This window comes from Lunatibacter salilacus (genome assembly GCF_009797935.1).
Classification (GTDB): domain Bacteria; phylum Bacteroidota; class Bacteroidia; order Cytophagales; family Cyclobacteriaceae; genus Lunatibacter; species Lunatibacter salilacus.
The window spans coordinates 69,879-95,023 of the sequence record NZ_VOLC01000022.1; the positions used below are offsets into that span (position 1 = coordinate 69,879).

Here is a 25,145-nt window from a genome sequence, read left to right on the forward strand (position 1 = left end):
TATCTATACTTGATTAACCATCCAAGGTGGTTAGTTCGCTACAAGTCAATTTAAAGCGGACCGGTTTAAGAATACCAGCCTTTTCAAAGTATCCTGTTCAATTTCACGAATTGCAATAGCATTATGGTTTTGGCGTCTTCAATTTCTCCGTCTGAAATCATTTTCATACCCTTATCAATGTCCATTTCGAGGACTTCAATATTCTCATGCTCGTGATCCATGCCGCCGCCTTCACCTTTCTTCATGGCACTGGAATATGAGGCAATGAAGAAGTGCAACTTTTCTGTCACTGAACCCGGAGTCATGTAGGCCTCCATGACCTTTTCAACCTCTTTGATTTCATACCCAGTCTCCTCCATAGTTTCTCTGCGGATGCAATCTTCTGGATTATCTTCATCCAAAACTCCTGCACAAGCTTCTATCATCATCCCTGAGGAATTGTCATTGATGTAGGTAGGAAGTCGAAATTGACGGGTAAGGATGACCGTTCGATTTTCCCGATTATACAATAAGATCACTGCTCCATTACCCCTGTCATAGGCCTCCCGGCTTTGAACTTCTACCTTCCCGTCTGGCTTCCTATATTCGAAGGTCACCTTTTTCAATATATACCAGTTGTCGGAAAGTATTTCTGTTTTTAAAATTTTAATTTTTGGATCCATCGCGTATTCTTAATTCAGAATTGGTAATGAAATAATTTCTTTCTAAAAATCATGGTTTGTTCACAAGATCGAGCTTTACCTGCTGTATAAATGCGTCCTTTTGTGGATTTAAGGTAAAGAAAACCCGGATATTATTCTTTTGCCCAATTAAAATAAAACTACCTCGCAACTGGTTTAATGGAGTCAGTTCAGAAATTTCCAAAATAGTCCCTGCCTGCTCAAAGAGACACTTGGCATTGGTTTTACGTTGTTCCAGTGCTTCGTCCAAGAAGAAATTGTCAGCAAATATTCCCAATTTTCCTTCCTCCCAACCAGTCAAAACTTCTACAAGTTCGGATTTTCTCTGCTCTAAAATTTTGGATGCAGGTAAACTTCGTGGCTTCAAGTCAGCTATTGCAATCAACGTATCTAACGCAATAGCGTTTATACTGGTGGGAGCTCCATAGGTCCGGTTGCTGAATGAAACTATGCCAATGCCATAGTCAGGATATATTCGCCACTCACTTCCAAACCCAGGTAGTCCGCCACTGTGGGCGATGCGGACGATTCCCCGACAATCCTTTTGCCAACTTACTCCGTAGCCGTAGGCAGTTACTGCGGGACAGTCCGCACCTCCTGGAGTTTTTGCTTCTGTTAGAAGGGCGTTCATTCGTGAGGGCTGATGCATTTCACGGATCGAGCTTCGCAGTACAGGACCAGTCTCCGGATCGTCCCGAGGTGGCCATGCATCCAAATGTAAGGCAATATATTTGCCGAAATCCTCAATAGAGCTAATAAGGCCTCCCATTGCCCCATAGGATCCGTCATGCAAATACGGGACAGCCTCCCATTCACCCTCCTGCCAAAGGTAGCCAAGAGCGAGTGATTCCTCTGGGATTTCACTGTATTCCCATTCTGTACTCTCCATCCCCAAGGAAAGTAAAATTTCCTCTTTGATGTATAGTTGATACGGTCTGCCACTGACATTAAATATGATTTTTCCTAAAAGAGCATAGCCTAAATTGCTGTATTCATAATTGATGCCGGGCACATTGGAAAAGGAAACCCCTTGCCTTAGAACATCTAATAATTCTTCATCCGTCGCATCGAGTTGCCGATCCCCCCAAGGATTGTCTTCCGGAAATCCGGCTGACATGGTCATTAGATGTTGAAGCGTTATTGCGGGAGCGTCAGCTGTGAGTTGGCCCGCAAGGTTCATTTCCGGGATATAGTTGGATACCGGATCAGTAAGGTTGAGCTTCCCTTCATCCCGTAGTTTCAAGATAGCCATGGAAGTGAAACTTTTACTCATTGAGGCAATTCTATACAAGGTATTTGTGTCGGCTTTTGTTCCGGTTGAAAGATTGGCGGTCCCGTTGCTGCTTGCGTACATCAGTTTCCCATCCGCCACAATCCCAAAACTGATAGATGGGAAATGATTGGTATTGGCATAATCCAGATAAAGCTGCTCGATAAGGGGAAATGCCGCACTCATCCGATTAACGGCGTCTGGGTCATTGAATATTGGAGCCGAATAGGGGTGGGTGGATGTACTATTTTTCTCGGTTGGTAGTGCAGTTTGGGGGAAGGCCCTCAAGGATAGGCAGCCGAGCAGAAAATAAAGCACTATCGTATGTTGACGCATCTTCTTTGAAATCAGTGTACAGGGTGGAACATTGGAAAATAACCACCCCAAGATAATTCAATCTTTCAAAAAAAACCTTATCTGCCACTGCATATGTTGAACTAACGCGAATAGGTAATTATGAAGAAATTATTAATTGTTTTTCCGATGGATTGTTTGTTGTTCAATTTGATTATTTTAGCCCGTCGTTGGAACGCTGTCAAACCTTAATGCAAGACGGTTGTCACTGATTTAATTTAGCCCCCACCTATGTTTCATATTCCGTTTGTCTCTAAAATCCTTTCTAGAAGCGGACCTTTCGGTATGAGCTTGTTTGCTGCAGGCATGGCGTTCCTGACCTACAGCAGCATGTATGCATTTCGGAAGCCCTTTGCTGCGGCCACATTTGACGGGGAACTACTCTGGGGGATGGATCTGAAAGTCTGGTTGATATTGGCACAGACATTAGGGTATATGGCCAGCAAGTTTTACGGGATCAAGATGATTTCCGAACTGACCAAAGAGCGCCGTGCGTTGTTGATTTTTAGCCTGATAGGTGTTTCTTGGCTTGCCCTGTTGGGTTTTGCCATGTTGCCTGCTCCCTATAATGCGTTTTGCTTTTTAATAAATGGATTTCCCTTGGGGCTAATTTGGGGCTTGGTTTTCCATTATCTAGAGGGTAGGCGATTTACTGAAATGATGGGCAGTATTCTTGCCGTAAGTTTTGTTTTATCCTCCGGATTAGTCAAGACGGTAGGAAAGTTTCTTTTGGACGACTTTGGAGTGGACCCCTATTGGATGCCTTTTTGGACCGGTGCCTTATTTGTACCATTACTGATTTTTGCGGTATTAATGTTAAATCAAACACCCGAGCCGAATGAAGCCGATATTGCGCTAAAGACCCAACGCCTGCCCATGACAAGGAATGAACGACAGTCCTTTTTTAAAAGCTTTAAACCGGGGATCTTGTTGTTGATTTTAGTCTACATGATGCTAACAGCACTCCGGGATATTCGAGACAATTTTGCCGTGGAAATTTGGGGTGGCCTAAACATTCCAGTCAATCCCGAGTTGCTTACCCAGACAGAGATCCCCATCACGCTCTTACTACTCTTGATGATGAGCCTTTTGGTGGTGGTAAAAAGTAATCAAAAAGCACTCTTTATCTATCACGGGATCATCATTGCGGGTCTTGGCCTATGTGTTGGAAGTACACTACTGATGCAGGCTGGATTTGTAGATCCTTTTTGGTGGGTGGTGGCAACAGGTACGGGAATATATATGGCCTATATTCCGTTCAATTGCCTGTTGTTTGATAGGTTGCTGGCAGCATTCAAATATGCGGGGACCGTGGGTTACCTGATGTATTTGATTGACAGCTTCGGCTACCTGGGTTCAGCGGGTATTATGATTTTTAAGCAGTTTGGCAATGTGCAGGCACTCAGCTGGCTGCAGTTTTATTCCAATAGTATACTCATGCTACTAAGCTTGGGTATTTTATTCATGGTGATAAACGGACTGTATTTTCACAAAAAATTAGCGAAAAACCAGAAAATGATGGAATCAAGTGTTGAGGTTCCTCAGCTATGATCAATTTTCAGGATATCCCGATTTAAGTGAACGTAGACCAATCGTCCACAGCTTCCTCTTGGGTTTAATCATTTAGGTCCTATGGATTCAGATTTTGCTGTTTCCTTTCTGGCCTTTTACTTCTTTTTTCTTGTTTTCATTGGGCTTTTTGAAGAAGACCTGTCTGATCCATTTTGGGAGGAAGATGGCACCTAGAATCAGATAGGGATAATAGGAAAACATCCTCCACAAAATACTGGTGACGAAGGTATACCCCACCAAAAATTCCTTGAAAAACTGAGAAAAGAAAAACTCCGCCGTACCACTGCTGCCCGGAGTTGGTGAAATCATCATGACCACCCACATAATGATCTGACGGGCAAAGACAATTACATGCTCGAACATATCCAGTATGTTGAATGCCGATACCAGTGCGTTGAGCATAAAATACCGGGACGACCAGATAAAAATAGTTGCCGATATGATGATGAGCCAATATTTAAGAGGCTTTCCTCGAATTTCTTTGGAAGCTTCAATGATTTGGTCACCGTACATGTTGGCGTTATATTTCCATTTTCGAATCCATCTAATGGAGAAAATTTTCAAAAGGATCCATTTAAACACCCGGGGTCTGTAAAATAAAGCTCCCGCCATTAAAATGGAATAAAAGGCATAAAGGGAATAACTTGCCCAAAACAGGTATTCCATACTGGACCCCAACCTCATCTCCAGAACCCTACTAGTAGGAAAAATATGTCCTTGGGCAAAAAACAAAATAATTGGAGCACCTATTACAAAGAAAAGATTGTCCATAATTGCGGTAAGCATGGTAAATGCCAACGCTTTTCCTAGAGGAATCCCTTCCTTTTGTAAGATAAATGCCGCCACTGCTGTTCCCCCAACTATGGATGGGGTGACCGCAGATGCAAATTCCCACAGGATAATAACATAGATCGCCCGTGTCCATGTAAGGTGTTTGTCCGTTACCTCACGGATTCGGTACATGTACCCTATGTCTCTCATGACAATGAATAGAACTGCCAGAAGAAGGTAGGGAATAGAAGCGTCGAAAACCCCCCGGAGAGTTTGGGCGTTGACATTGGGGTCGAGGTAGAACATCAAAAAGACGATCAGCAATCCAATGAACACGGGCACCCACACTTTGTTGGGGTTTAAGGTCCTAAAAATTTCCTTATTGTCTAATTTCATCTGTTCGTAATTGTTTTTTCAATGGCCAGATGGAATCTCGCGACAATAATCGTCCCTCCGTGTGAAGTTTTAGTTAAGCTCGATTTCATAGGGTTTCTACAGGTATCGACTCCAGTTTTTCTACCCAAAAATTATTGAAACCATCTCCAATCTTGATAGTAACTAAGGATAACTGCAGCAACTCCAAAATGGCCAAGAAGGTATAGATGACAAAGATCTTATCGGGTTTCATGGCGATGAAGTCAGTAAATGGGATTATTGGTTGATTGTTAAGTTGATCCAGAACTAGTGTTTTTTGTTGCTCGATGGTGTATGGATATTGGATGACTGTATGTGTGGTATCATCACTTCTCGAAGCAAATTTAAACATTACTTTTTGATATATCTTTAAAAGTTTGAAAAGGTCCAGGTCCTGCATTTCAGCATCGACATCATCTACCCGGGACATTTTCTTCAGTTCATCCACCACATTGCCCCTATTCCACTTGGACATGCGTATCTCTTCCATTTCTGCAAGTTGCCCAATTACTGATTTGTATTTTTTATACTCCAGTAAGTGACGGATCAATTCCTCCCTGGGATCTATTTCTTCCCCTTCTTCGTTGAATTCAGGCCTTGGAAGAAGCATTTTAGACTTGATTTTCATCAGAGTCGCAGCGAATAAAATAAACTCACTGGCAACCTCTATCTCCATTTTTTCCAATGTATGAATATATTCCAAAAAGTCATTTGTGATTTTGGCAATGGGTATATCATAAATATCCAGTTCATCCCGCTCTATGAAAAAGAGCATCAGGTCAAAGGGACCCTCGAAAAGCGGTAATTTGATTTCAAAACTCACTGGTTACGATTTTATTTTGTTAAATTTGCGCGGATATTAGAATTCAAAGATATTACTTATCTATGTATTTCTTTAAACGGAGAAGTAATTTCCTGATGTATCTTTGGTATCGTTGCCTTTTATTGCTAATATTAAACATTATCAGGGTATGAAGGTTAGATATTTTTATATAGAAAAATAAAATGCGCATACAACCCGGAAAGCTACTTGCTCAAATACACACCCCCGAAGACCTTAAAAAGTTTAAGAAGGACCAACTGGTACAAATCTGCGATGAGTTAAGGCAATTTATTATCGATCAAGTCTCGGTCTATGGAGGCCATTTTGGAGCTGGATTAGGCGTCGTGGAACTTACAGTTGCACTACATTATGTCTTACAGACTCCTGATGATCAACTGGTTTGGGATGTGGGCCACCAAGCTTACGGACACAAAATTCTTACTGGAAGAAGAGAACAGTTTCATACTAACAGACTATACAAGGGTTTGTCGGGGTTTCCGAAACGCAAAGAATCTCCCTATGATTCCTTTGGGGTAGGGCATTCAAGTACCTCCATTTCCGCAGCCTTGGGAATGGCTATGGCTTCGAAGTATAAGGGAGAAAAAAACCGACAGCATGTCGCGGTCATAGGTGACGGTGCGTTGACGGGAGGGATGGCATTCGAAGCAATGAACCATGCGGGAGTCTCTGACAGCAATGTGATCATTATTTTGAACGACAACTGCATGTCTATAGACCCCAATGTAGGCGCTCTAAAGGATTATTTAACGGATATTACCACTTCACGCACTTATAATAAGGTGAAGGATGAGGTGTGGAATCTTTTGGGTAAAATAAGCAAATTTGGGTTCAGTGCCCAGGATGTTGTTTCTAAACTTGAAGGAGGCATAAAATCCGCACTTCTAAAACAAAGTAATCTCTTCGAGTCGCTTAATCTGAGGTATTTTGGCCCTGTGGACGGGCATGACGTTAATCACCTAGTTGAGATACTCAATGACTTGAAAAATATTCCCGGTCCAAAAATTTTACATTGTGTAACCGTAAAAGGCAAAGGGTATGGCCCTGCCGAAAAGGATCAAACCAAATGGCACGCACCGGGAAAATTTGACAAGATTACGGGCGTTATCGCAAAAAAAATACCCGTCACTCCACAAGCTCCCAAATATCAGGATGTCTTTGGTCACACCTTAGTGGATCTTGCAAACCAGGACGATGCCGTTGTAGGAGTGACCCCAGCCATGCCATCCGGTTCGTCTATGAACATTATGATGGAAGCCTATCCGGAAAGATCCTATGATGTTGGCATTGCCGAACAACATGCGGTCACCTTCTCCGCTGGATTGGCGACCCAAGGTCTTAAGCCTTTTTGCAACATATACAGTACCTTTATGCAACGGTCTTATGACCAAGTAATTCATGATGTCTGTTTGCAGGATTTACCCGTGATTTTTTGTCTGGATAGGGCCGGATTTGCGGGTGCTGACGGACCAACCCATCACGGGGCATATGACCTGGCTTTTTTCAGGTGTGTCCCTAATCTCGTTGTCAGTGCACCGATGAATGAGGTGGAATTGAGGAACATGATGTACTCGGCGACAAAACATAACGGACCCTATTCGATCCGGTATCCACGTGGCCAGGGAGTTTTGCCAGACTGGCGTCTTCCTTTTGAAGAGATTCCTGCTGGACAGGGTCGATTAGTTCAGGAAGGTGAAGATGTAGCTATTCTTACCATTGGTCACATTGGAAATTACGTCGCTGAAGCGAATGAACTGCTAGAAAAAGACGGAATACAGCCTGCCCACTACGATATGCGCTTTGTTAAACCGCTTGATGAAGTCCTCTTGCATCAAATCTTTAAGAAATTTAAAAAAGTTGTCACCGTCGAAGACGGTTGCTTAATGGGTGGGTTTGGAAGTGCCGTCCTTGAATGGATGTGCGACCACGATTACCAAGCCCAGGTTACACGGTTGGGGATTCCTGATCGCGTGGTGGAACACGGCGAGCAGCGTGAACTTCATCAAGAGTGTGGATTTGATCCAGTTGGCATTGCCCAAACGGTCCGGAAAATGGCATCTGTGATTTATAGTTAAATCAATTCAATGTCCTGGATTCTTTCGGGACATTTTTGTTTCATATTTTTATAGATACAAGTTTTTACCGACCTTAAGCAAATCGCTATATTTGCAGGAACTTAGTATTTTTGACAAACCCAATTTCATCATGGATAACCTACATCATCCACATAGGAGAGATTTCATAAAAAAATCAGCTTTGGCAACGGCAGGCCTTGGCATGGGCTTAACTGCGCAATCTGAAGCATTTATTTCAAAAAAGCGTAAAAATAAACTCCCTCAATGGAGGGGGTTTAATCTGCTTGATTTCTTTTCTCCGGAAATGGACAAGGGAAGGAAAAATAAAGAGGAAAACCTCAAGTGGATGGCGGATTGGGGGTTTGACTTTGTCCGAATACCTATTTCCTATCCCAGTTATCTTCAATTTGACAGATCTAAACCTATACTTCCGGAGGAAGTATTGAATTTTGACGAAGCAAAGTTGGAGGAAATCGACAAGCTTATTTATCAGGCCCATTCCCATGGGCTACATGTCAGCCTTAACTTGCACCGGGCCCCCGGTTTTTGTATCAACGCCGGATTTATAGAGCCTTATAATTTATGGGAAGACCAAGAAGCTTTGGACGCTTTTTGTTCACATTGGGAAATGTGGTCTAAACGATACAAGCATATTTCTTCTAAAAAGTTAAGCTTTGATTTGGTCAATGAGCCCTTTAAGCGCCAAGATCCCAATGATCAACATTCCCCCGGAGGCCCCGTACCCGTGGAGGAATATCACAAGGTGGCCAAAGCAGCTCTGCAAACCATCAAGGGAATCAATAAGAAAAGGTTGGTAATTGCAAACGGAAATGGAGGTGGTGGAATTGCCGTCCCGGAATTGGCAGATTTGGAGTTGGGGCAAAGCTGTCGGGGTTACTTTCCGGGCCACATTTCACACCATAAAGCTTCTTGGGTTCATAAGGATCCCGATTCCCTTCCTGAACCCAGTTGGCCGGGGACCCATAATGAGTCATATTATGCAAGGGAAAATATCGAAAAGCATTATGCACCCTGGATAGAACTTCTCAAAAAGGGGGTGGGCGTACACTGTGGAGAATGCGGTAGCTTTAATAAGACGCCCCATGATGTTTTTTTGGCTTGGTTTGGAGATGTACTTGACATTCTTCATGAAAACGGCATTGGATTTGGAATTTGGGAGTTTTCAGGAACTTTTGGAGTAATGAATTCAGGACGTGTAGATGTGGAATACGAAGATTGGTATGGCCAGAAATTGGACCGGAAGATGTTAAATTTACTGATGAAATATGCCTGATATTGCGTATACGGATATGGGATCAGGAAACCCCGTTATTTTGCTTCATGGCTTTTGTGAGAGCAAAGAGATGTGGGAGTTTTTTCAAACCAATTTATCCACCAAGTACCGCGTACTTTGCCCAGATCTGCCGGGTTTTGGAGATTCTCCTTTACCTGAGGGAATAATTCGCATAGAGACGATAGCGGAAGCGTTACGCAACTGGATGAAAATGTTAAACGTAGTGGACCCGGTTGTGATCGGTCACTCATTGGGAGGATATGTCACCCTGGGGTTGGTCGATCAGCTCGGAGAGACTTTAAAAGGAATTGGATTGTTTCATTCAACCGCAATGGCCGATGATGAGGATAAAGTTGGCGTTAGAAATAAAACGGTTACTTTTTTGAAAAAATTTGGTACAGAGCCCTTTGTCAATTCATTTTTGCCACAGTTGTTTCCTGAAAAAAAACAGGAGGAAGTAAAAGAAATCATAGATAAGCTCTTGCACCGGGCCAGAACAATTGCGCCTGAAACGGTCATCGCTTATACAGAGGCAATGCGGGACCGGTGTGACCGTAGTGATGTCTTGGAGCGCTTTGCGGGAAAAAAGTTTTTTATCGCAGGGGAACTTGATAGCGCAATACCGATTAAAAACAGCAGAAAACATTTCAATTGGGTGACAGACTATTTGGAATTAAAGGAAACCGGGCATATGGGCATGTTCGAAAAACCCAATGAGACTTTGGTGTATGTCGATCAGTTTCTAAGAAAAACCTTCAACTGACGCGGGTAATATCAATGACCTTCTATCAGGTAGTATAAAAAGAAAAAATTAAGCGCAATAGCCGAAATCCTGTTCATCCACATAGCCCAATCGTAAGTTGCATATTTAGTAGGGTTACTTCTGACAAGAGAAAACCACGTAAAAAAATATAAGATAACAGGCAACATGGCTCCTAAAAATATCCAAATGGCCCAAATTTCTCCCATCCATTTGAAATAAGAAACGAACGCTATTCCAGAAAAAATAAACCATACCGAGGCAAAAACAAAGGTTCCCAGAATCCCCAATGAAAGACTCAGTGTTATGTCACCTCTTTTTTGATCCTCCCGATGCTGATAGACTTGTGTAAGTGGATACGAACCCATAAGAATAATGGTGGTCAATATACCCGGTATATACACGGATTCTTTCAAATACACCCCCCAACCACCACCCGTAAGACCTGCATAAGCCATACAAAAAGTAAAATACCCCTGAAAATAACCCGCAGTTACCCAGCTTATATAAGGGTATTTTTTGAGGCGAACGGAGGGATGACTATACGCCATGGAAACCAAGCCATAGACTAGCATCATTATGCTATATTCATAATTAATACCTAATCCGACGAGCAACGCCATTAAGAAAAACACCATCGATAAGAAATAAAGGCCTTTTGTTACCTTTGGAGGGTGCTTGAGACCGCCAATACTTTCCTCGTCCTTATCGAAGTAACTGTTATATCCGTTACTTGATGGATAAAGGAACAAATGGAGAGTAATAAAAACCAGTATAAGTCTGGATATTTCCACCTCTCTTGCCACAGCCCAAGCAAAAATAAACACAGGCAATAAATAGAAAGAAAATGGTATCCTGAGGTGTTTCCAAGATGAAATATCAAACATAATTTAGGGCAACGAAAAACTTTTGTGGATAGGTTCTGTTTTTTACTTACCTTGAAATTTACAATAATTTTACCCGAAAAAAAAGCGGATGCACAACCATATAGTTAGTATAGGCACAGCAAATCCCGGTGAGCCGATTCCTCAACACCGTATCGGTGAATTTATGAAATTGGCACATGGATTGTCACCGGAAGAGGCTAGGAAATTGAGCTTTGTGTACCGCGTTTCTGGTATTAAAACCAGGTACAGTGTATTGACGGATTTTAATTTTACAGACCCCTTATCTTTTAAATTCTTTCCAAAAAATAAGGACCTCGAACCTTTTCCCACTACCAAAGAACGGATGAAAGTGTTTGAGGAAAGAGCGACAGAATTGGGGATTGCGGCAATTTCCAAATGCCTTGAGCGATCAAAGGTAAAGGTTGGGGATATCACCCATTTGATATTGGTGTCCTGTACAGGCATGTATGCACCAGGTGTGGAAATGGAAATCATTGAAAAGATGGGCTTTAAATCAACCATAGAACGATACTCTATTCATTTTATGGGATGCTACGCTTCTTTTAATGCCATCAAATTGGCAGATCGAATTTGCGATAGTGACCTTAAGGCAAACGTGTTGGTGCTTTCTGTGGAAATCTGTACGATTCATTTTCAAAAAGAGTATACTGAGGACAATCTAATTGCCAATGCACTATTCGGAGATGGGGCTGCGGCAGCTTTGATCACCAAGTCTCAGCATGGTCTTCGTATTAAAGATTACGAGAGTCAGATCTTCAGGGAAGGGGAAACTGATATGGCTTGGCATATTGGCGATTTTGGCTTTGAGATGAAATTAAGCAAATATGTTCCCGAGTTACTTGAAAAAGGTATTCGAAAATTTAAACTAAGTTTGGAAAACCGATTTGGATTAAGCAAAATCAGGCAATTTGCCATTCATCCAGGTGGATCTCAGATTTTAAATAAAGTAGAGCAGGTCATGGGCATAGACAAAGAACAAAACAGTCATTCCCATCAGGTACTTAGCAATTTTGGAAATATGTCTTCGGCAAGTATCTTGTTTGTATTAGAGGCTGTCTTGCAGGAAGCCGTTGATAAAGGTGAGATGTTGGTTATGGGATTTGGTCCAGGACTTACCTTGGAGACACTCTTGGTAGAACGGGTATGATTGATTTCACAAAAAGGAGTTACGAACCCGAATTAATGGATGATTTGTCCTGCGATGGAGAAGTATTGAAGCAGACCTTGGCAGAGCTAAAAACAATAAACAGACTTTTGGGGGGCAATAATGTAACCACAGATGGATTAAAAAAGCTCTTAAAAAATCATTCATCAGGCACTATTCGCATAGCCGACGTGGGCTGTGGAGGAGGAGATATGCTACAGGTCATGCAGACATGGGGTAATCATACAGGATTGGATTTGGAATTTCTTGGAATAGATGCCAACCACCATACAATCCAACTTGCAAAGGAGAAATTTTACGGAAATCCCAGAATTTCGTTTGAGGTGGAAAATGTTTTGTCGGAATCATTTCACCGAACACCCATAGACATAGTGACCTGTACGCTATTTACCCATCATTTCACTGATAAGGAGTTGAAGCAAATGTTTTCCAGTTTTATAAAGAAGGCTAAGGTGGGTGTAGTTGTAAATGATTTACACAGGAATCCTGTCGCCTATTACAGTATAAAATACCTGACAAAATACTTTTCCAAATCTCCAATGGTCATTCACGACGCCCCCCTATCTGTACAAAGGAGTTTCACTAGAAGGGAACTTTATGGGCTGCTAGACGGTTTAGGGTTCAAAAAAATTGAAATCTCCTGGCACTGGGCCTTTAGATGGCAGGTGGTATGTTGGGTGTAGTTGAAACCCTTGATTGAACAATTCAACTTATTATTTGAAAATCTGTTTAACTTTAACTTTAAACTTCAGACCATGGAATCAATAGATTCGAATACAATAGAAACTTTAATAAATGCAGCGATCGCTTTTGCCATGATTGCAATTCCCAAGCTGATTTTGGCAATTCTACTTTATTTTTTGGGTACTTATGTGATCAAGTTTGTAAAGAGGGCCATAGACAAGATATTTACAAAATATGAGTTAGACCCCTCTCTAGCCACCTTTTTGGGAAGCTTTTTACAGGGTGTACTTTATGTTTTATTGGCACTCGCCATTCTCCCAACGCTAGGCATACAAGTTACTTCATTTATAGCCGTATTAGGTGCTGCCGGCTTGGCAGTAGGCCTAGCGTTGCAGGGCTCCTTGGCCAACTTTGCCGGGGGAGTGTTGATTTTGGTATTTAAGCCCTTTAAAGTTGGGGATACCATAGAAGCTCAGGGAACCCTGGGTTCGGTGGAAGCCATCGACATTTTGTATACGACGGTTAGAAATTTCGACAACAAAGTAGTGACTATCCCAAATGGCAGTTTGGCCAATAATAACATTACAAATTTCTCCGACAAGCCGACCCGACGGGTGGAAATGCCGGTGGGTGTGGCTTACGGAACTGACTTAAAAAAAACCAGACAAGTGGTCCTTGATGTCCTGGCCTTGGATGATCGGATCCATGCCGAACCGGAACCGGTGGTCAAGTTTACTAATTTTGGTGACAGCTCCCTGGACCTTTCTATCCGTTGCTGGACTGATACATCTAATTTATGGCCGGTATACTGGGATAATATGGAGGCAATCAAAGAAGCGTTTGAAGCTAATGATATTGAAATTCCGTTTCCCCAGCAGGATATACATCATTATTATCCCGAAGGAAAAAATGTAAAGTAAAAAAATGCCGGAGCCTCTTACCACTACCACGCACAAGAGGCTCCGGACAAACCCTACATTAAAAAAATTAACCAACTATCAAACTAACTCCAACCCTTCAAGTGCATCAACATCACTTTTCACGCTTCAACTTCACTTTCTCTCTTCCAACTTCACGTTTGCACAATCCAACTTCACCTAGTTTTAAAAAAATTGTATTTAAAAAATTTAAAAATTTAGCTGTTAATTAAATTATTAACTCTCTACGCACACTTAGCACTAAAATTCACCACCAAAGTTTCTGCCTGCCTTCTGATAATTGCCAGGCTACCGGAAGAAGCAGTAGGTGTCCCATGAAGTATGCAAGATTCCTGAAAAACCATTGGTTTGACGATTTCAGCCAATAGTGAGTTTCCGTTTTGATCCGTTAACTCCGTTTTCCCGACTAGACTGAAGGTAAATCCAGATTTTCCCGTCGGTAAAGAAATCGTTCTGTCATGCACATATTCGGTATATAGTGCCGATTCCATCGGCCAGGTAACCTCGCCCCGGCGCATAACGGACTCAAAATTCAAATTGCGGTTATCTTGATCAAATCCTTTGTTGGTCAATGTCCGAATTCCGGTTACTTTTACACCATCAATGTAAAAACTATCCAAAACAATCTGAGTCACACTTCCCTTGGACCAGAAATTATCTGAGCTTATGACTTTAATTGAACCGGCTCTTTTGACCCCCTTGGAACTATCACATCCATCTCCGAAATCAGCAGTTATCGATTTTTCATTTATGTTTTTTATTAGTGACGTTTCTTGGCAGAAATCCTCAACTGTAAGTGTCATTGCGCGGTTGTTGACGGACTCATGTTGAATCATTGCTAAAGCAATCATGTCAATTTCTTCAAATAAAGAAAGTACTGCCGTACCTTTGGATGCATCGATTTGACTTTGTATTTCCAATGGGTTTTCATCAAAAGACTGGCACGATCCAAAAGCTAATATTTGGAAACCAAAAGCAAATTTTGCGATATATAATTTTAGGTTTTTCACAGCTTTTGCCGATTAGCTTAGTCTTTGTCTGAAAGATTGAAATAAAAGTAAATGGGTAAAAATTGGATTCAAAATATAAATTGCAATATTTCACTTTCAAAATGAACAAAGCAAAATACTAAATTTCAACTACAATAAATGCCATTTGTAAATCACTAAAATTCGATAAAGTGACTTTTATCTCCTTAAAAATGAGGTTTGTAAAAAGCATTGTTGTAAAATTTAAGGTCATAATCTGGAATTACCCCGAAAAAGATAAGAATTTGACGAAATTATTAAATAAAATAAAAACCTATCTAATCTAGAACGATCTAACTGCAATTAGGTCAGCCCATTAAATAGGCCAGTTATCTGTAAACCTTAGGTCATCTTGATAATCCAAAATTTCATCTGGGGATAAAAGGCAATTTTTAAGTTCTAATTCTATATCTTCCGTTTCTAGGTCCTGACCAATGATAACCAATTCATTGATTCTATCCCCAAAGGTTTTGTCCCACCTACTTTCAATAGATGCTTGGTTTTCGACATAGGAAAGAAAAGTGATCCGCTTTCCATAAGGCATACTCGCCCACCAGATACCTGCTTGCTCGGCTTTTACTGAGCCTCCAGCCTGAGACCAAGAGATAGCTACGTCTTTGCGAGATGCTAAATATATAAGTCCCTTACTCCTTATGATATTGGAAGGCCAGTTTTCTGTGATGTATTTCCATAGCCTGTCGGGATGAAAAGGATGTTTGTTGCGGAAAACGAAGGAACTGATGCCATATGCTTCCGTTTCGGGTGTATGTTCTTTTGCTAATTCTTCCTGCCATTCGGCTGAACTTGCCGCTTCCTCGAAATCAAAGAGACCTGTATTAAGAATCGTTTTGGGGGATACCTCACCATTTTGAGTGGGAATTATGGTGGCGTTTGGGTTTAGCTTGCGCAGGATTGCGGTAAGTTCTTTTGTCTCATGCTCGCTTACTAAGTCAATCTTGTTTACTATGATAACGTTGGCGTATTCTATCTGATCTGTCAACAAATTGACAATGGCCCGTTGATCATCTTCATCGCCATTTAAATTTTTGCTGTAGACCGTCTCCGCACTGCCAAAATCCTTTAAAAAATTTTTGGCATCAACCACGGTCACCAACGTATCCAGCTTGCTATACTTGGAAAGGTCGATCCCATTTTCCTCGTCTACAAAACTGAATGTCTGAGCTACTGGAAGAGGTTCCGATATACCGGAACTTTCAATGAGTAGGTAATCAAATCTTTTTTCCTTCGCCAACTTTTCCACCTCAATCATCAAATCCTCCCGAAGTGTACAGCAAATGCAGCCGTTGCTCATCTCGACGAGCTTTTCCTCGGTGCGGGATAGCGTATTACCTCTTTGGATAAGTTGGACGTCCACATTGACTTCACTCATATCATTGACGATAACCGCCACCTTTAGGCCTTCTTTGTTGTGTAGGATATGGTTCAACAGGGTTGTCTTCCCGGCACCTAAGAAGCCGCTTAGGACGGTAACGGGGAGTTTTCTAGTCATAGCTGATAATTTTTGCATTCTTTAAAATAAAATTTAATTCATCAACGTCATTTTCATTTAGTATCAACTTGCCGCTGACGGTGATAATATCGTCCATCTTCAATCTCTTGGAGGGCTTTTCCCGCAGATACACTACAGCCACAGATTCCGGCCCGGATCCCCCGCAAAAAAAGCACTCCGCCATCGGGAATTTGGAAAGAATAATCATTTTAGTATCATTTATTTCCAGTGGAATATAAAATCCCGCAAGCTCTACTTCTTTTCCTTCAAGGGCTTTTAATTCAGGTGGAAAGGCCGGATACAGAAAATACATGGATAATTGCCTATTCAATTTTTCCACGAACCTCGTTTTCGCAAATAACCCCCAAAGATCCAGTGGAACAGGATTGGCAATTGCAATAAGAGTTACTAGGGTTAAGGGAAATATAATAGAAAGGTATTTTTTCATGGAGATTATTCATAATAAATGAGACTCCGGAACCACCCGGAGTCTCTGTCTGTCAACCAACTTTTCAACCTTAAAATAGAAAAATTGATAAGGCAAAACTAAACTATCTATATATTAAATGCAATAATGTTGCATTATAAAATTTGTTATTACTCATCTGTATTGAAAAAAGCGAAAGGTTATCCCGAGAAGATTTATGTTATCTTTACCGGCTGTTTACCGACCGAAATTTTCTATGAAGATTGATTTTGATTTTTCCGACCCAACCTCTCTTTTGAATTTATGCAAAAAGCGTCTGGCAGGCTTTTCAGTTACCAGGCTGGCTATATTTGTTTTGATGGTAGTTGTAGTGATTGTCGGAGTATCCGATAGCAGTCCCGTTGCCTTACTATTTTTTCCCCTATGCTTTTTATTTATTTTTCTGATCAAAAAATTCAATGAGGAAAAGGATAAACAGCAATTTTTGGAGGCAATTCTTGCTATGAAGGAGGATAATATCCTCCGGAAGAATAGAGAATTAACTTCATTTGAAGAAGGAGGTGAGTTCTTGGACAAAAACCACTCATTTGCCAGTGATTTGGATCTTTTCGGCCCACACTCCTTGTTTCAGTTGATCAACCATACTGTAAGTGTTGATGCAAAAAAATTGTTAGCCAATTGGCTGATGTCATCCACCGACGTTGCTCTTTCCGACAAGCGTAGAGCAGCTGTTCGGGAGCTAGTAGGGAAAGGCCAATTGCTGGAGAAGTTTGAAGGAATTGGGAAGGCATTCCTGAAAGAAGAAAAGTCAAAAACTAGCTTCTATAGCTGGCTGCCGACACCGGATGCATGGCGGAACTGGTATTGGGTTCCTGCGTTGATGGGGCCAGTTTTGGGATTGATATTACTTTCAGGAGTCTTATTCGGTTGGATTCGGTTTGAATTTCTGAGTATTTTTATTCTTGTCGGAGTTTTTTTCTTGAGTTTCGTCTTTAAGCCCTTGCTGGCTGCCATGAAAGCGATGCCCAACGAGGGTGATCTCAAGACCTATAGATCTTGGGCAATGGTGATGGAAAGTCAGTCATTTGAAGACCATTATTTGAAAGCGCTACACAAACCGCTTGTGGATACGGGTTTTGAAGCTTCCATCGCCTTAAAGGCATTGGAGTCACAGACCTTTCTGATTCAAAACCGGGCAAATCTCATGTATCTCATTTTCAATTTGCTCTTTTGGATAGATTTTTTAGCATTATTTCGTATTGAACAATGGCGCAAAAAGTACGGCCGCAAAATGCAGGTTTGGGAAAGCACTTTCGATGAGTGGGAGGTGCTGGTATCTCTGGCTTCCTTTGAGCGGGAAGAAAATGTTAGCTGCGATTTTCGATGGCATGCCGATTTGACTATAAAAGTTGAAAATCTCCGGCACCCCCTTATCCATCCTCAAACCTGTGTAAGCAATGATTTTCAGTTAGGCAAAAATCTAAAGCTCGGTCTTTTGACCGGTTCTAATATGTCCGGAAAGACAACCTTTATGCGAACCTTGGGAATTAACCATGTAATGGCAAATATTGGTCTCTCCCCTATGGCTACCAAGTATCATTCCGGTCCCTTTCTGTTGTATACCAGCATGCGGAATACGGACAATTTGGGAGAAAGTGTCAGTTCATTCTACGCGGAATTGAGTCGGATAAAAGGGTTACTGGCATTAACAGAATCCGGAACTCCGGTATTTTTCCTTTTGGATGAAATCCTAAAAGGGACAAACACTTCGGACAGGATTATGGGAAGTGAGGCCTTGATCCGACAACTGCTTGCTACCCCCGCAAAAGGAATCATTTCTACCCATGATATCGAACTTAGTGATTTGGCGGCGAGCATTCCTGAATTGTCTAATTTCAGCTTTCATCATGATATCCGTGACAATGAAATTAGTTTTGATTACAAAATAAAAAGCGGTCCCTGCCCAAATTTTAATGCCCATAAATTGATGGAACTTATGGGTATTCGTTTTTAGCGTTAGTTTTTTGGCATAAATATTGTCTTAACACAATTATCTTTTAATTTTAAACTAATTTCAATTATGGGTTCTTTATTATATTTAATCGCAATTATCCTAGTAATAGGATGGATTGTTGGGGCTTTTGTTTATACCGTGGGAGGCTTAATTCACATACTCCTAGTTTTAGCAATTATAGCGGTATTGTTTCGAGTGATTTCAGGCCGTCGGATTTAAGTTGCTTACCAACTATTATTCGGTATGGTAATATGGCTCATTGCACGATGATTTTAGCACAGTAGAGTTTCCTTTATCAACGAATAGCTTTAAAATAAATACATTCAAAAGGACCACAGAAGTATTTCTGTGGTCCTTTGATTTTATATATGTATTTTTGTATCCATTCAAGCCAAGTGAATCTCTTTTATGACGCAGGAAAATTATCAATCAAAGACATTGGGAATATTGGGTGGTGGACAATTGGGTAGGATGGTCATCCAAGCAGCTATCAATTATAACCTAACTATCCATATCCTAGATCCGGATGAAAACGCTCCCTGTAGGGATATATGCAAGAAATTTACACAGGGTGACCTCAAGGATTTTGATACTGTTTATGCTTTTGGAAAAGAATGTGATGTGATCACCATTGAGATTGAGCATGTCAATACAAAGGCCCTGTACAAATTGCAGAGTGAAGGGAAAAAGGTATTTCCCCAACCCCACATCATTGAGTTGATTCAGGATAAACGCAGCCAGAAGCAGTTTTATAAAGACAATCTAATTTCTACCTCTGATTTTATTTTGACCGAAAATAAGGCTGATGTGTATGCACAAGAAGATTTTTTACCGGCAGTGCATAAATTGGGGAAAGAGGGCTACGACGGACGGGGTGTCCAACTGCTGAAAGAAGCATCCGATATGGAAAAAGCATTTGATGCACCCGGGCTGTTGGAGAAATGGATAGACTTTGACAAAGAACTTGCTGTGATCGTTGCAAGAAATGAAAACGGAGAACTCAAAACCTTTCCTGCCGTTGAATGTGCCTTTCATCCCGAGCATAATATGGTGGAATTCTTGTTTTCTCCAGCGGACGTGTCTGATGACATCGCAGAAAAAGCAGAAAAGGTAGCAATTGACGTTATGAAAAAATTAAATATGGTGGGCATTCTTGCTGTTGAACTATTTGTCACAAAGGACGGTGACGTTTTGGTCAATGAGATTGCTCCCCGGCCGCATAACAGCGGACATCATACCATAGAGGCGAATTTCGTCTCGCAGTTTGAGCAGCATATCCGGTCTGTCATGAATATGCCTTTAGGAGCAACAGATGGCCGATGTCCCGCCGCAATGGTAAATTTATTGGGAGAAGCAGGCTTTACAGGAGATGCGATCGTGGAAGGAATGGATGAGGCATTATCCGAGAAGGGGGTCTATATCCATCTTTATGGTAAAAAAATAACCAAACCATTTCGGAAAATGGGTCATGTTACCATTTTGGAGGAGGACCTTTCCGCATTAAAATCCAAAGCAACGAAAATTAAAGACACCCTTAAAATAAAGGCATAATGAGCGTACAAGTTGGAATAATCATGGGGAGTAAGTCAGACCTACCAATTATGGCAGAGGCTGCAGAGGTGTTGGAAGAACTGGGAGTTGACTATGAATTGACCATTGTGTCTGCCCACAGGACTCCGCTTCGGATGATTGAATATGCCGAAAGCGCCAGAGAGAGGGGGTTAAAAGTAATCGTAGCGGGGGCGGGCGGTGCGGCCCATTTACCCGGTATGGTGGCTTCCTTAACTACCCTGCCAGTGGTGGGTGTACCAGTAAAGTCATCCAATTCGATAGACGGCTGGGACAGTATATTATCTATACTACAAATGCCCTCAGGAATACCAGTGGCAACGGTGGCACTAAACGGAGCCAGAAATGCAGGGATTTTGGCGGCTTCTATTGTTGGAGCTTATGATACAGAGGTATCAAAAAACCTTGCAGCATTCAAAAATAGCCTTAAAGAAAAGGTAGAGACTACCGCAAGTGAAGTTGAGGGCAAGGGATGGAGAAAGACATTGGGAAAGTAGACGCTAAACGGAAGTCCATCAAGCAACTTATCGTTCAGGGCTACCCGGCCTTTTTTTGAAATCAGGCGTCGGGACTACATGATAGCTCATTGAGGAAATCCTTGGCAGTTTGTTTAGGAATTTTACCTTCCTGAATATGCGTTACCTGTCAGAGACTACTTTGTAATTCTCCCACAGCATTTTCTTCAATGTCTTCCACGTTGGCATAATTCGGGGTTTTAATGAACTCTAGAAAAGCTTCGAACATACTGTCTGCGATATTTAGTGTAATCTGTTTCATAAAGCATAAAATTTTTGTTTTACTCAATCTCAATCTGGGGCTGTCCGAAAAGTCGGGCAGCCTTCTTTTTGTTGTTTTTTTTCTCCAAAATATGTATTTTAGAGATGTAAACAACAGCGACTATGGCGAAAGTAGTTTTTAAAAACCAAACCGGCAACAGCCCCGAACTTTTTCCGATTAACATTTTTGACAGGATTGCCGCCGACCATCCCGTACGTCTGGTGGATTCGGTGGTGGAAGCACGGGATATCAGTGAGATATGCGGATGAAGGACGACCACATGAAAAACGGGCAGTTAAAACCCGCTTACAACCCGCAGATATCGACTGAAAACCAGTTTATCACACAATTTTCCGTCCATCAGACACCGGGGGATACCACTACCCTGGAATCCCACCTGGAAGGGTTTGAAAAAGCCTACGACAGACAAAGCGCCGAAGTGGTGCCCGATGCCGGTTATGGCAGCGAGGAAAACTATGAAATGCTTGAGCAAAAGGGTGTTGATGCTTATGTGAAGTACAATTATTTCCACAAAGACCAGAAAAGCAAATCGAAAAACGACCCTTTTCTTCCCCAGAACCTGTTTTACAACGCGGAGCAGGATTTTTATGTATGCCCGATGGGGCAGAGGATGGAAAGGGCAGGGACAGGCAAACGGGCACGAATCCCAAACGACATTCTACCAGGCAAAAAGGTGTGGGGACTGCCCGCTCCGGGGGATGTGCCACCAGGCGCAGGGGAACCGGAGAATAGAAGTCAACCACCGGCTGAACGCGCTGAAAACAAAAGCAAGGGAGCTGCTGACGGGCGAGAAGGGAATTAGACACCGAAGCAGACGCCCGATAGAATCCGAAGCCGTGTTCGGCCAGCTAAAAAGCAACAACAAGTTTAACCGGTTCACATTCAGTGGAATGTAAAAGGTAACCATGGAATTTCTGCTGATGGCAATCGGGCATAACTTCAGAAAAATGGCGGCGGCATCCTCCTCCCCGGCTAAACCAGACCCTACTACCCGAAAACCAAGCTCTGTAACGGCTGTTATATGCGAAAACTATCTTACTTATTCGTTTGTCAGTAACCCGGAATAGCCGAAAATCAAACTTTATCAAATTATCCGGAAAATTAGCCACATTAAAAAGGCTGCCCTTTTCGGACAGCCCCATTTATCAGCAGTTTTCTTCACACAACGATTTATTAAAGGCCATTTGTAATGGCCTCCACGCTTAGGTACAGAGCAAATCAAACTAGAACGGCAATATATCATCACCACTCTCTTCGCTGAACGTACTGACATCAGGCTGGTCCCCTGCGGAAGGTGCCGGAGCAGTGCCGTTGCCCTCCTTATTTACTTTCCATACTTTTACATCTGTATACCAGCGGCCGTTAAACTCCCTGCTTTCTATTTCTATGCCTGCGTTAACCTGATCTCCGGCTTGCAGATTAAACTGGTCGATTTTATCGCCCCACACCGCAATGCAGACTTTTTTAGGGTATTGCCCACCGGTTTCTAAAATATACTCTCTTTTTCTCCAAACACCGTTTCTTCCATTGCCCGATTGTTCATCCTGCACCTGTACGATTTTGCCAGTGATTTCCATAAATGCTTTTTTTAAATTTTAAACGAAGATAGCTAAAACCTGCGGAAAGTTAAATGATTCGGGCACTTCATGGAAAACCTACCGAACTTTTCAGGAATTTATACGTCCAAATAGGAATAGATGGACGTACCAGGTAACCCAGCAGTTGAACCAGAAATGTCAATTGCAATTGGTAAGAATCCAAGCGAACCCTCAGGAACTGTTGACTATTTTAGTCCGGGATTACGAAAATGATTCTTGACAAATAGAATTTGAAAATATATTTTTATACTTAATTATATAGCTTTACCTTATGGAAGTTAGCCCAACCGAAAAAAGAATTTTTTTGATCAGACAATTGTTGAGAGGTCTTTTGTTTCTGGCGCTTTTGATTGGACTTTTTTTGGTTTTCAATAAAATCTTTCCCGAAGAACTGCGGGAACGCTGGTTCGGAAGTATCTATGACAATACCCAACTTGTAATAGCAGTGTTTGTTGGGTCCGAAATTCTCTTTGGAATCATTCCCCCTGAGGTTTTTATGCTTTGGGCATTTCGGACAGGTCACCTGGGAAGTTATTACCTAAGCATAGCTCTCTTGTCTATCATTTCGTATTCGGCGGGAGCATTCAATTTTTTCTTGGGTAGGAGGATAAAGGACACCCTTCTTTTTACTAAAATCCGTAGACTCTGGCTAAGGAAATCGCTGTTGCTTTTTGAAAAATATGGGGAGTATTTGGTAATAGTAGCTTCCGTAACCCCCATTCCATTCTCAGCAATCGCCTTGCTTAGCGGAGCGGGAAACCTTGACCCCAAAAAGTATTTGAAATATAGTCTTTGGCGGATTGTCCGGTTTTTTGTCTATGCTTTTATCCTTTATCAGGCGTCAATTTGATTAAGCTGATTCACTTGGTATTATTTTCCAGTATGATATATGGAATCCCATTTTTTGACCAAGTATTGAAGTAATCAGTGTAATCTGTTCCAAAAATCATTGATCCCAAGATCAAATCCATATCCCCATCGCCATCCACATCACCTATGTCCAAGGCGATCCACCGTCCATCTGCCGACTCGGCAAAGGTTGAAGCCTCGAATTCCATTTCTCCTTTATTTTCCAAATAAACGAAACTCTCCTCCGGCGAATTGGCATAATCCGGGAAAAATGAGATAGCAGCAATATCCAAATCCCCATCCCCATCGAAATCAAAGGGAATAGCCTTATAGGCACCGTTCAACTGATAGAAGAAGGTTTCGGAAAAGTGGTTGGTGCCATCATTGGTAAATACCCGTATGCCGTGATAGTCTTTTATGATGGGATCATAGTCAGCATTGTCACCTGCTGTATAAATTATATCCAAAGATCCATTTCCATTAAAATCGACCAATTCAAAATAACTTGAGCCATAGCTCGGGGGGAAAGCCATTACCTTTTCTTCGATAAAGTTTCCGTTACCTTGGTTGTGGTAAATAAAAATACCCTCTTCTCCTTGTCCAAAGAGGGCTATGATATCCATTTTCCCATTGTTGTTTAAGTCCCTGATGTAAGCTTTGGTAGCGCCCGGTTTGTTTCTAAGAATCTTTCGGCGGTAGGTACCCGAGTTATCCTGCTTCCACCAGGAAAGTGAACCGGTATGTTTGCCATATTCGCAAATCACCACTTCCATCTTTCCATCCCCATCCAAATCTCCCAGATCCATATGCACTGGGCGCTGCAAGTCCGACACTAAGATACGTGCATCTCCGCCCCTGTTTTGCGGCAGCGTCATAAGATATCCGATATTCATATCAGTGGGATTGAAGGTCCCCATGACTAAAGCCATACTGATCCCATCTTCTTCATAAATCCACGAAACACCTTCCCGAGTTGGTGCATTTCGAATCACTTTAAACTGGCCATCCAGTATGGACAGGCTAGATGTGCCCACATCACTTACGTATATTTTGTTTTGAGCGGCAATTTTCACCAAGGATGTCATTGGGTTGCTTGCTCTATAAGGAGGGGTTACCACATTAAAATTTTTCAAGCCAACACTGATCACCTTTTTTTCAGGCCTAGGCAAGGCATCGGGAGCTTCTGCCAAGTAGTAGGCCATTATTTTATTGAAAATGGCCGTATCCAAGGTTGCATTCTTCGGAAAAAGGTATGCTCTTTCCACAAATTGTCCAGCCCTTCCGCCTTCAATAAGTCCTTCACGGGTATCCTCTGACTCATAAATCCCATAATAATGGCCCATCCGGTTGAGGATATAGTTTTCCCAAGTTTTCTTGTCCAATAGATCGGGCTTGGGAAACAGGTGACAACCGATACAATAAGATTGAGCTAGCCGTGCACCGGAAAGATCAGATTCTAGTTCAGGAATTTCCTCATCAAAGGCAGTCCTTATAACTTCCCTTTCTTCTCCCACCTTGCTGCCCGAAGTACAGGCATGTAGCACGAAAATCAAGAATATGGGGAACGCAATAAGATTTCTCATTTTTGTAGGATTGTCTTTGGTCCAGATGAAAAGGATCGAACAA

At 41.9% G+C, this 25,145-nt stretch carries 24 protein-coding genes and 1 pseudogene; 14 read left to right on the forward strand and 11 right to left on the reverse strand.

Annotated elements, in window-relative coordinates; translation table 11 throughout:
• Positions 1-83: 83 nt before the first annotated feature.
• Positions 84-662 (reverse strand): GDP-mannose pyrophosphatase NudK, encoded by a 579-nt coding sequence (gene nudK, locus FQ608_RS23240; RefSeq protein ID WP_158860892.1) that lies wholly within the window; start codon positions 660-662, stop codon positions 84-86.
• 49 nt (positions 663-711) lie between these two features.
• Positions 712-2,286, reverse strand: a complete 1,575-nt coding sequence (locus tag FQ608_RS23245; protein ID WP_158860893.1) for a serine hydrolase domain-containing protein — start codon at positions 2,284-2,286, stop codon at positions 712-714.
• A 249-nt stretch (positions 2,287-2,535) separates the two neighbouring features.
• On the opposite strand from FQ608_RS23245, the gene FQ608_RS23250 reads away from it, so the two are divergent.
• On the forward strand, positions 2,536-3,855 hold the full coding sequence (locus tag FQ608_RS23250; RefSeq protein ID WP_158860894.1) for a DUF5690 family protein: 1,320 nt from the start codon (positions 2,536-2,538) through the stop codon (positions 3,853-3,855).
• 87 nt (positions 3,856-3,942) lie between these two features.
• Here FQ608_RS23250 and FQ608_RS23255 read toward each other — a convergent pair whose 3' ends face one another.
• Both FQ608_RS23255 and FQ608_RS23260 read right to left on the reverse strand, forming a co-directional pair.
• Positions 3,943-5,043 carry a lysylphosphatidylglycerol synthase transmembrane domain-containing protein gene (locus FQ608_RS23255; protein WP_158860895.1) on the reverse strand — a complete coding sequence of 367 codons (1,101 nt, stop codon included), beginning with the start codon at positions 5,041-5,043 and terminating at the stop codon, positions 3,943-3,945.
• 85 nt (positions 5,044-5,128) lie between these two features.
• The gene (locus tag FQ608_RS23260) at positions 5,129-5,884 is read right to left on the reverse strand and encodes a segregation and condensation protein A (RefSeq protein ID WP_158860896.1); all 756 of its coding nucleotides are present in this window, start codon (positions 5,882-5,884) and stop codon (positions 5,129-5,131) included.
• A 182-nt stretch (positions 5,885-6,066) separates the two neighbouring features.
• Between FQ608_RS23260 and dxs the strand changes: the two genes are divergently transcribed.
• The 3 genes from dxs to FQ608_RS23275 all read left to right on the forward strand — a co-directional run bounded on the left by dxs (position 6,067) and on the right by FQ608_RS23275 (position 10,034).
• Positions 6,067-7,977 carry a 1-deoxy-D-xylulose-5-phosphate synthase gene (gene dxs, locus FQ608_RS23265; protein WP_158860897.1) on the forward strand — a complete coding sequence of 637 codons (1,911 nt, stop codon included), beginning with the start codon at positions 6,067-6,069 and terminating at the stop codon, positions 7,975-7,977.
• 130 nt (positions 7,978-8,107) lie between these two features.
• Positions 8,108-9,271 (forward strand): cellulase family glycosylhydrolase, encoded by a 1,164-nt coding sequence (locus tag FQ608_RS23270; RefSeq protein ID WP_158860898.1) that lies wholly within the window; start codon positions 8,108-8,110, stop codon positions 9,269-9,271.
• Positions 9,264-10,034 (forward strand): alpha/beta fold hydrolase, encoded by a 771-nt coding sequence (locus FQ608_RS23275; protein WP_158860899.1) that lies wholly within the window; start codon positions 9,264-9,266, stop codon positions 10,032-10,034. The genes FQ608_RS23270 and FQ608_RS23275 overlap by 8 nt, the downstream gene beginning before the upstream one ends.
• Before the next feature lie 11 nt (positions 10,035-10,045).
• Here the strand turns inward: FQ608_RS23275 and FQ608_RS23280 are convergent, their stop codons facing one another.
• A complete protein-coding gene (locus FQ608_RS23280) occupies positions 10,046-10,918 on the reverse strand; it encodes a UbiA family prenyltransferase (RefSeq protein ID WP_158860900.1) in 873 nt (290 codons plus the stop codon).
• Between the two features lie 88 nt (positions 10,919-11,006).
• Between FQ608_RS23280 and FQ608_RS23285 the strand changes: the two genes are divergently transcribed.
• The 3 genes from FQ608_RS23285 (at position 11,007) to FQ608_RS23295 (ending at position 13,708) form a co-directional block, all read left to right on the forward strand.
• Complete coding sequence (locus FQ608_RS23285; protein ID WP_158860901.1) at positions 11,007-12,086, forward strand: type III polyketide synthase; 1,080 nt, start codon at positions 11,007-11,009, stop codon at positions 12,084-12,086.
• Entirely contained in the window at positions 12,083-12,787 is a 705-nt protein-coding gene (locus tag FQ608_RS23290) for a methyltransferase domain-containing protein (protein WP_158860902.1), read from the forward strand. The genes FQ608_RS23285 and FQ608_RS23290 overlap by 4 nt, the downstream gene beginning before the upstream one ends.
• Positions 12,788-12,859: 72 nt before the next feature.
• Complete coding sequence (locus FQ608_RS23295; protein ID WP_158860903.1) at positions 12,860-13,708, forward strand: mechanosensitive ion channel family protein; 849 nt, start codon at positions 12,860-12,862, stop codon at positions 13,706-13,708.
• Between the two features lie 242 nt (positions 13,709-13,950).
• On the opposite strand, the gene FQ608_RS23300 is transcribed toward FQ608_RS23295, so the two are convergent.
• From FQ608_RS23300 to FQ608_RS23310, 3 genes are all read right to left on the reverse strand, one after another.
• On the reverse strand, positions 13,951-14,736 hold the full coding sequence (locus FQ608_RS23300; protein WP_158860904.1) for a hypothetical protein: 786 nt from the start codon (positions 14,734-14,736) through the stop codon (positions 13,951-13,953).
• A gap of 334 nt (positions 14,737-15,070) precedes the next feature.
• A complete protein-coding gene (locus FQ608_RS23305) occupies positions 15,071-16,264 on the reverse strand; it encodes a GTP-binding protein (RefSeq protein ID WP_158860905.1) in 1,194 nt (397 codons plus the stop codon).
• Complete coding sequence (locus tag FQ608_RS23310; protein WP_199856457.1) at positions 16,257-16,712, reverse strand: hypothetical protein; 456 nt, start codon at positions 16,710-16,712, stop codon at positions 16,257-16,259. The genes FQ608_RS23305 and FQ608_RS23310 overlap by 8 nt, the downstream gene beginning before the upstream one ends.
• 235 nt (positions 16,713-16,947) lie before the next feature.
• Here FQ608_RS23310 and FQ608_RS23315 point away from each other — a divergent pair, with 235 nt between their 5' ends.
• From FQ608_RS23315 to purE, 4 genes are all read left to right on the forward strand, one after another.
• Positions 16,948-18,705 (forward strand): MutS-related protein, encoded by a 1,758-nt coding sequence (locus FQ608_RS23315; protein WP_158860906.1) that lies wholly within the window; start codon positions 16,948-16,950, stop codon positions 18,703-18,705.
• Between the two features lie 66 nt (positions 18,706-18,771).
• Positions 18,772-18,924 (forward strand): lmo0937 family membrane protein, encoded by a 153-nt coding sequence (locus FQ608_RS23320; protein WP_158860907.1) that lies wholly within the window; start codon positions 18,772-18,774, stop codon positions 18,922-18,924.
• Between the two features lie 189 nt (positions 18,925-19,113).
• Entirely contained in the window at positions 19,114-20,256 is a 1,143-nt protein-coding gene (locus FQ608_RS23325) for a 5-(carboxyamino)imidazole ribonucleotide synthase (RefSeq protein WP_158860908.1), read from the forward strand.
• Positions 20,256-20,771, forward strand: coding sequence for a 5-(carboxyamino)imidazole ribonucleotide mutase (purE, locus tag FQ608_RS23330; RefSeq protein ID WP_158860909.1), 516 nt, complete (start codon positions 20,256-20,258; stop codon positions 20,769-20,771). The genes FQ608_RS23325 and purE overlap by 1 nt, the downstream gene beginning before the upstream one ends.
• A gap of 148 nt (positions 20,772-20,919) precedes the next feature.
• On the opposite strand, the gene FQ608_RS27840 is transcribed toward purE, so the two are convergent.
• The gene (locus tag FQ608_RS27840; RefSeq protein ID WP_262885536.1) at positions 20,920-21,051 is read right to left on the reverse strand and encodes a hypothetical protein; all 132 of its coding nucleotides are present in this window, start codon (positions 21,049-21,051) and stop codon (positions 20,920-20,922) included.
• 122 nt (positions 21,052-21,173) lie between these two features.
• Here FQ608_RS27840 and FQ608_RS23340 point away from each other — a divergent pair, with 122 nt between their 5' ends.
• The gene (locus FQ608_RS23340) at positions 21,174-21,320 is read left to right on the forward strand and encodes a hypothetical protein (protein WP_158860910.1); all 147 of its coding nucleotides are present in this window, start codon (positions 21,174-21,176) and stop codon (positions 21,318-21,320) included.
• Positions 21,311-22,034 (forward strand): annotated as a pseudogene (locus FQ608_RS28225) (transposase); the annotation flags it as partial. The gene FQ608_RS23340 and the pseudogene FQ608_RS28225, both read left to right, overlap by 10 nt.
• Before the next feature lie 261 nt (positions 22,035-22,295).
• On the opposite strand, the gene FQ608_RS23355 reads toward FQ608_RS28225, so the two are convergent.
• Positions 22,296-22,649: a DUF3127 domain-containing protein gene (locus tag FQ608_RS23355; protein WP_158860912.1), complete on the reverse strand. Its 354-nt coding sequence runs from the start codon at positions 22,647-22,649 to the stop codon at positions 22,296-22,298.
• Positions 22,650-22,941: 292 nt separating this feature from the next.
• On the opposite strand from FQ608_RS23355, the gene FQ608_RS23360 reads away from it, so the two are divergent.
• Positions 22,942-23,520, forward strand: coding sequence for a YqaA family protein (locus FQ608_RS23360; protein WP_158860913.1), 579 nt, complete (start codon positions 22,942-22,944; stop codon positions 23,518-23,520).
• A 10-nt stretch (positions 23,521-23,530) separates the two neighbouring features.
• Here the strand turns inward: FQ608_RS23360 and FQ608_RS23365 are convergent, their stop codons facing one another.
• Positions 23,531-25,102: an FG-GAP repeat domain-containing protein gene (locus tag FQ608_RS23365; protein ID WP_158860914.1), complete on the reverse strand. Its 1,572-nt coding sequence runs from the start codon at positions 25,100-25,102 to the stop codon at positions 23,531-23,533.
• Positions 25,103-25,145: the final 43 nt, after the last annotated feature.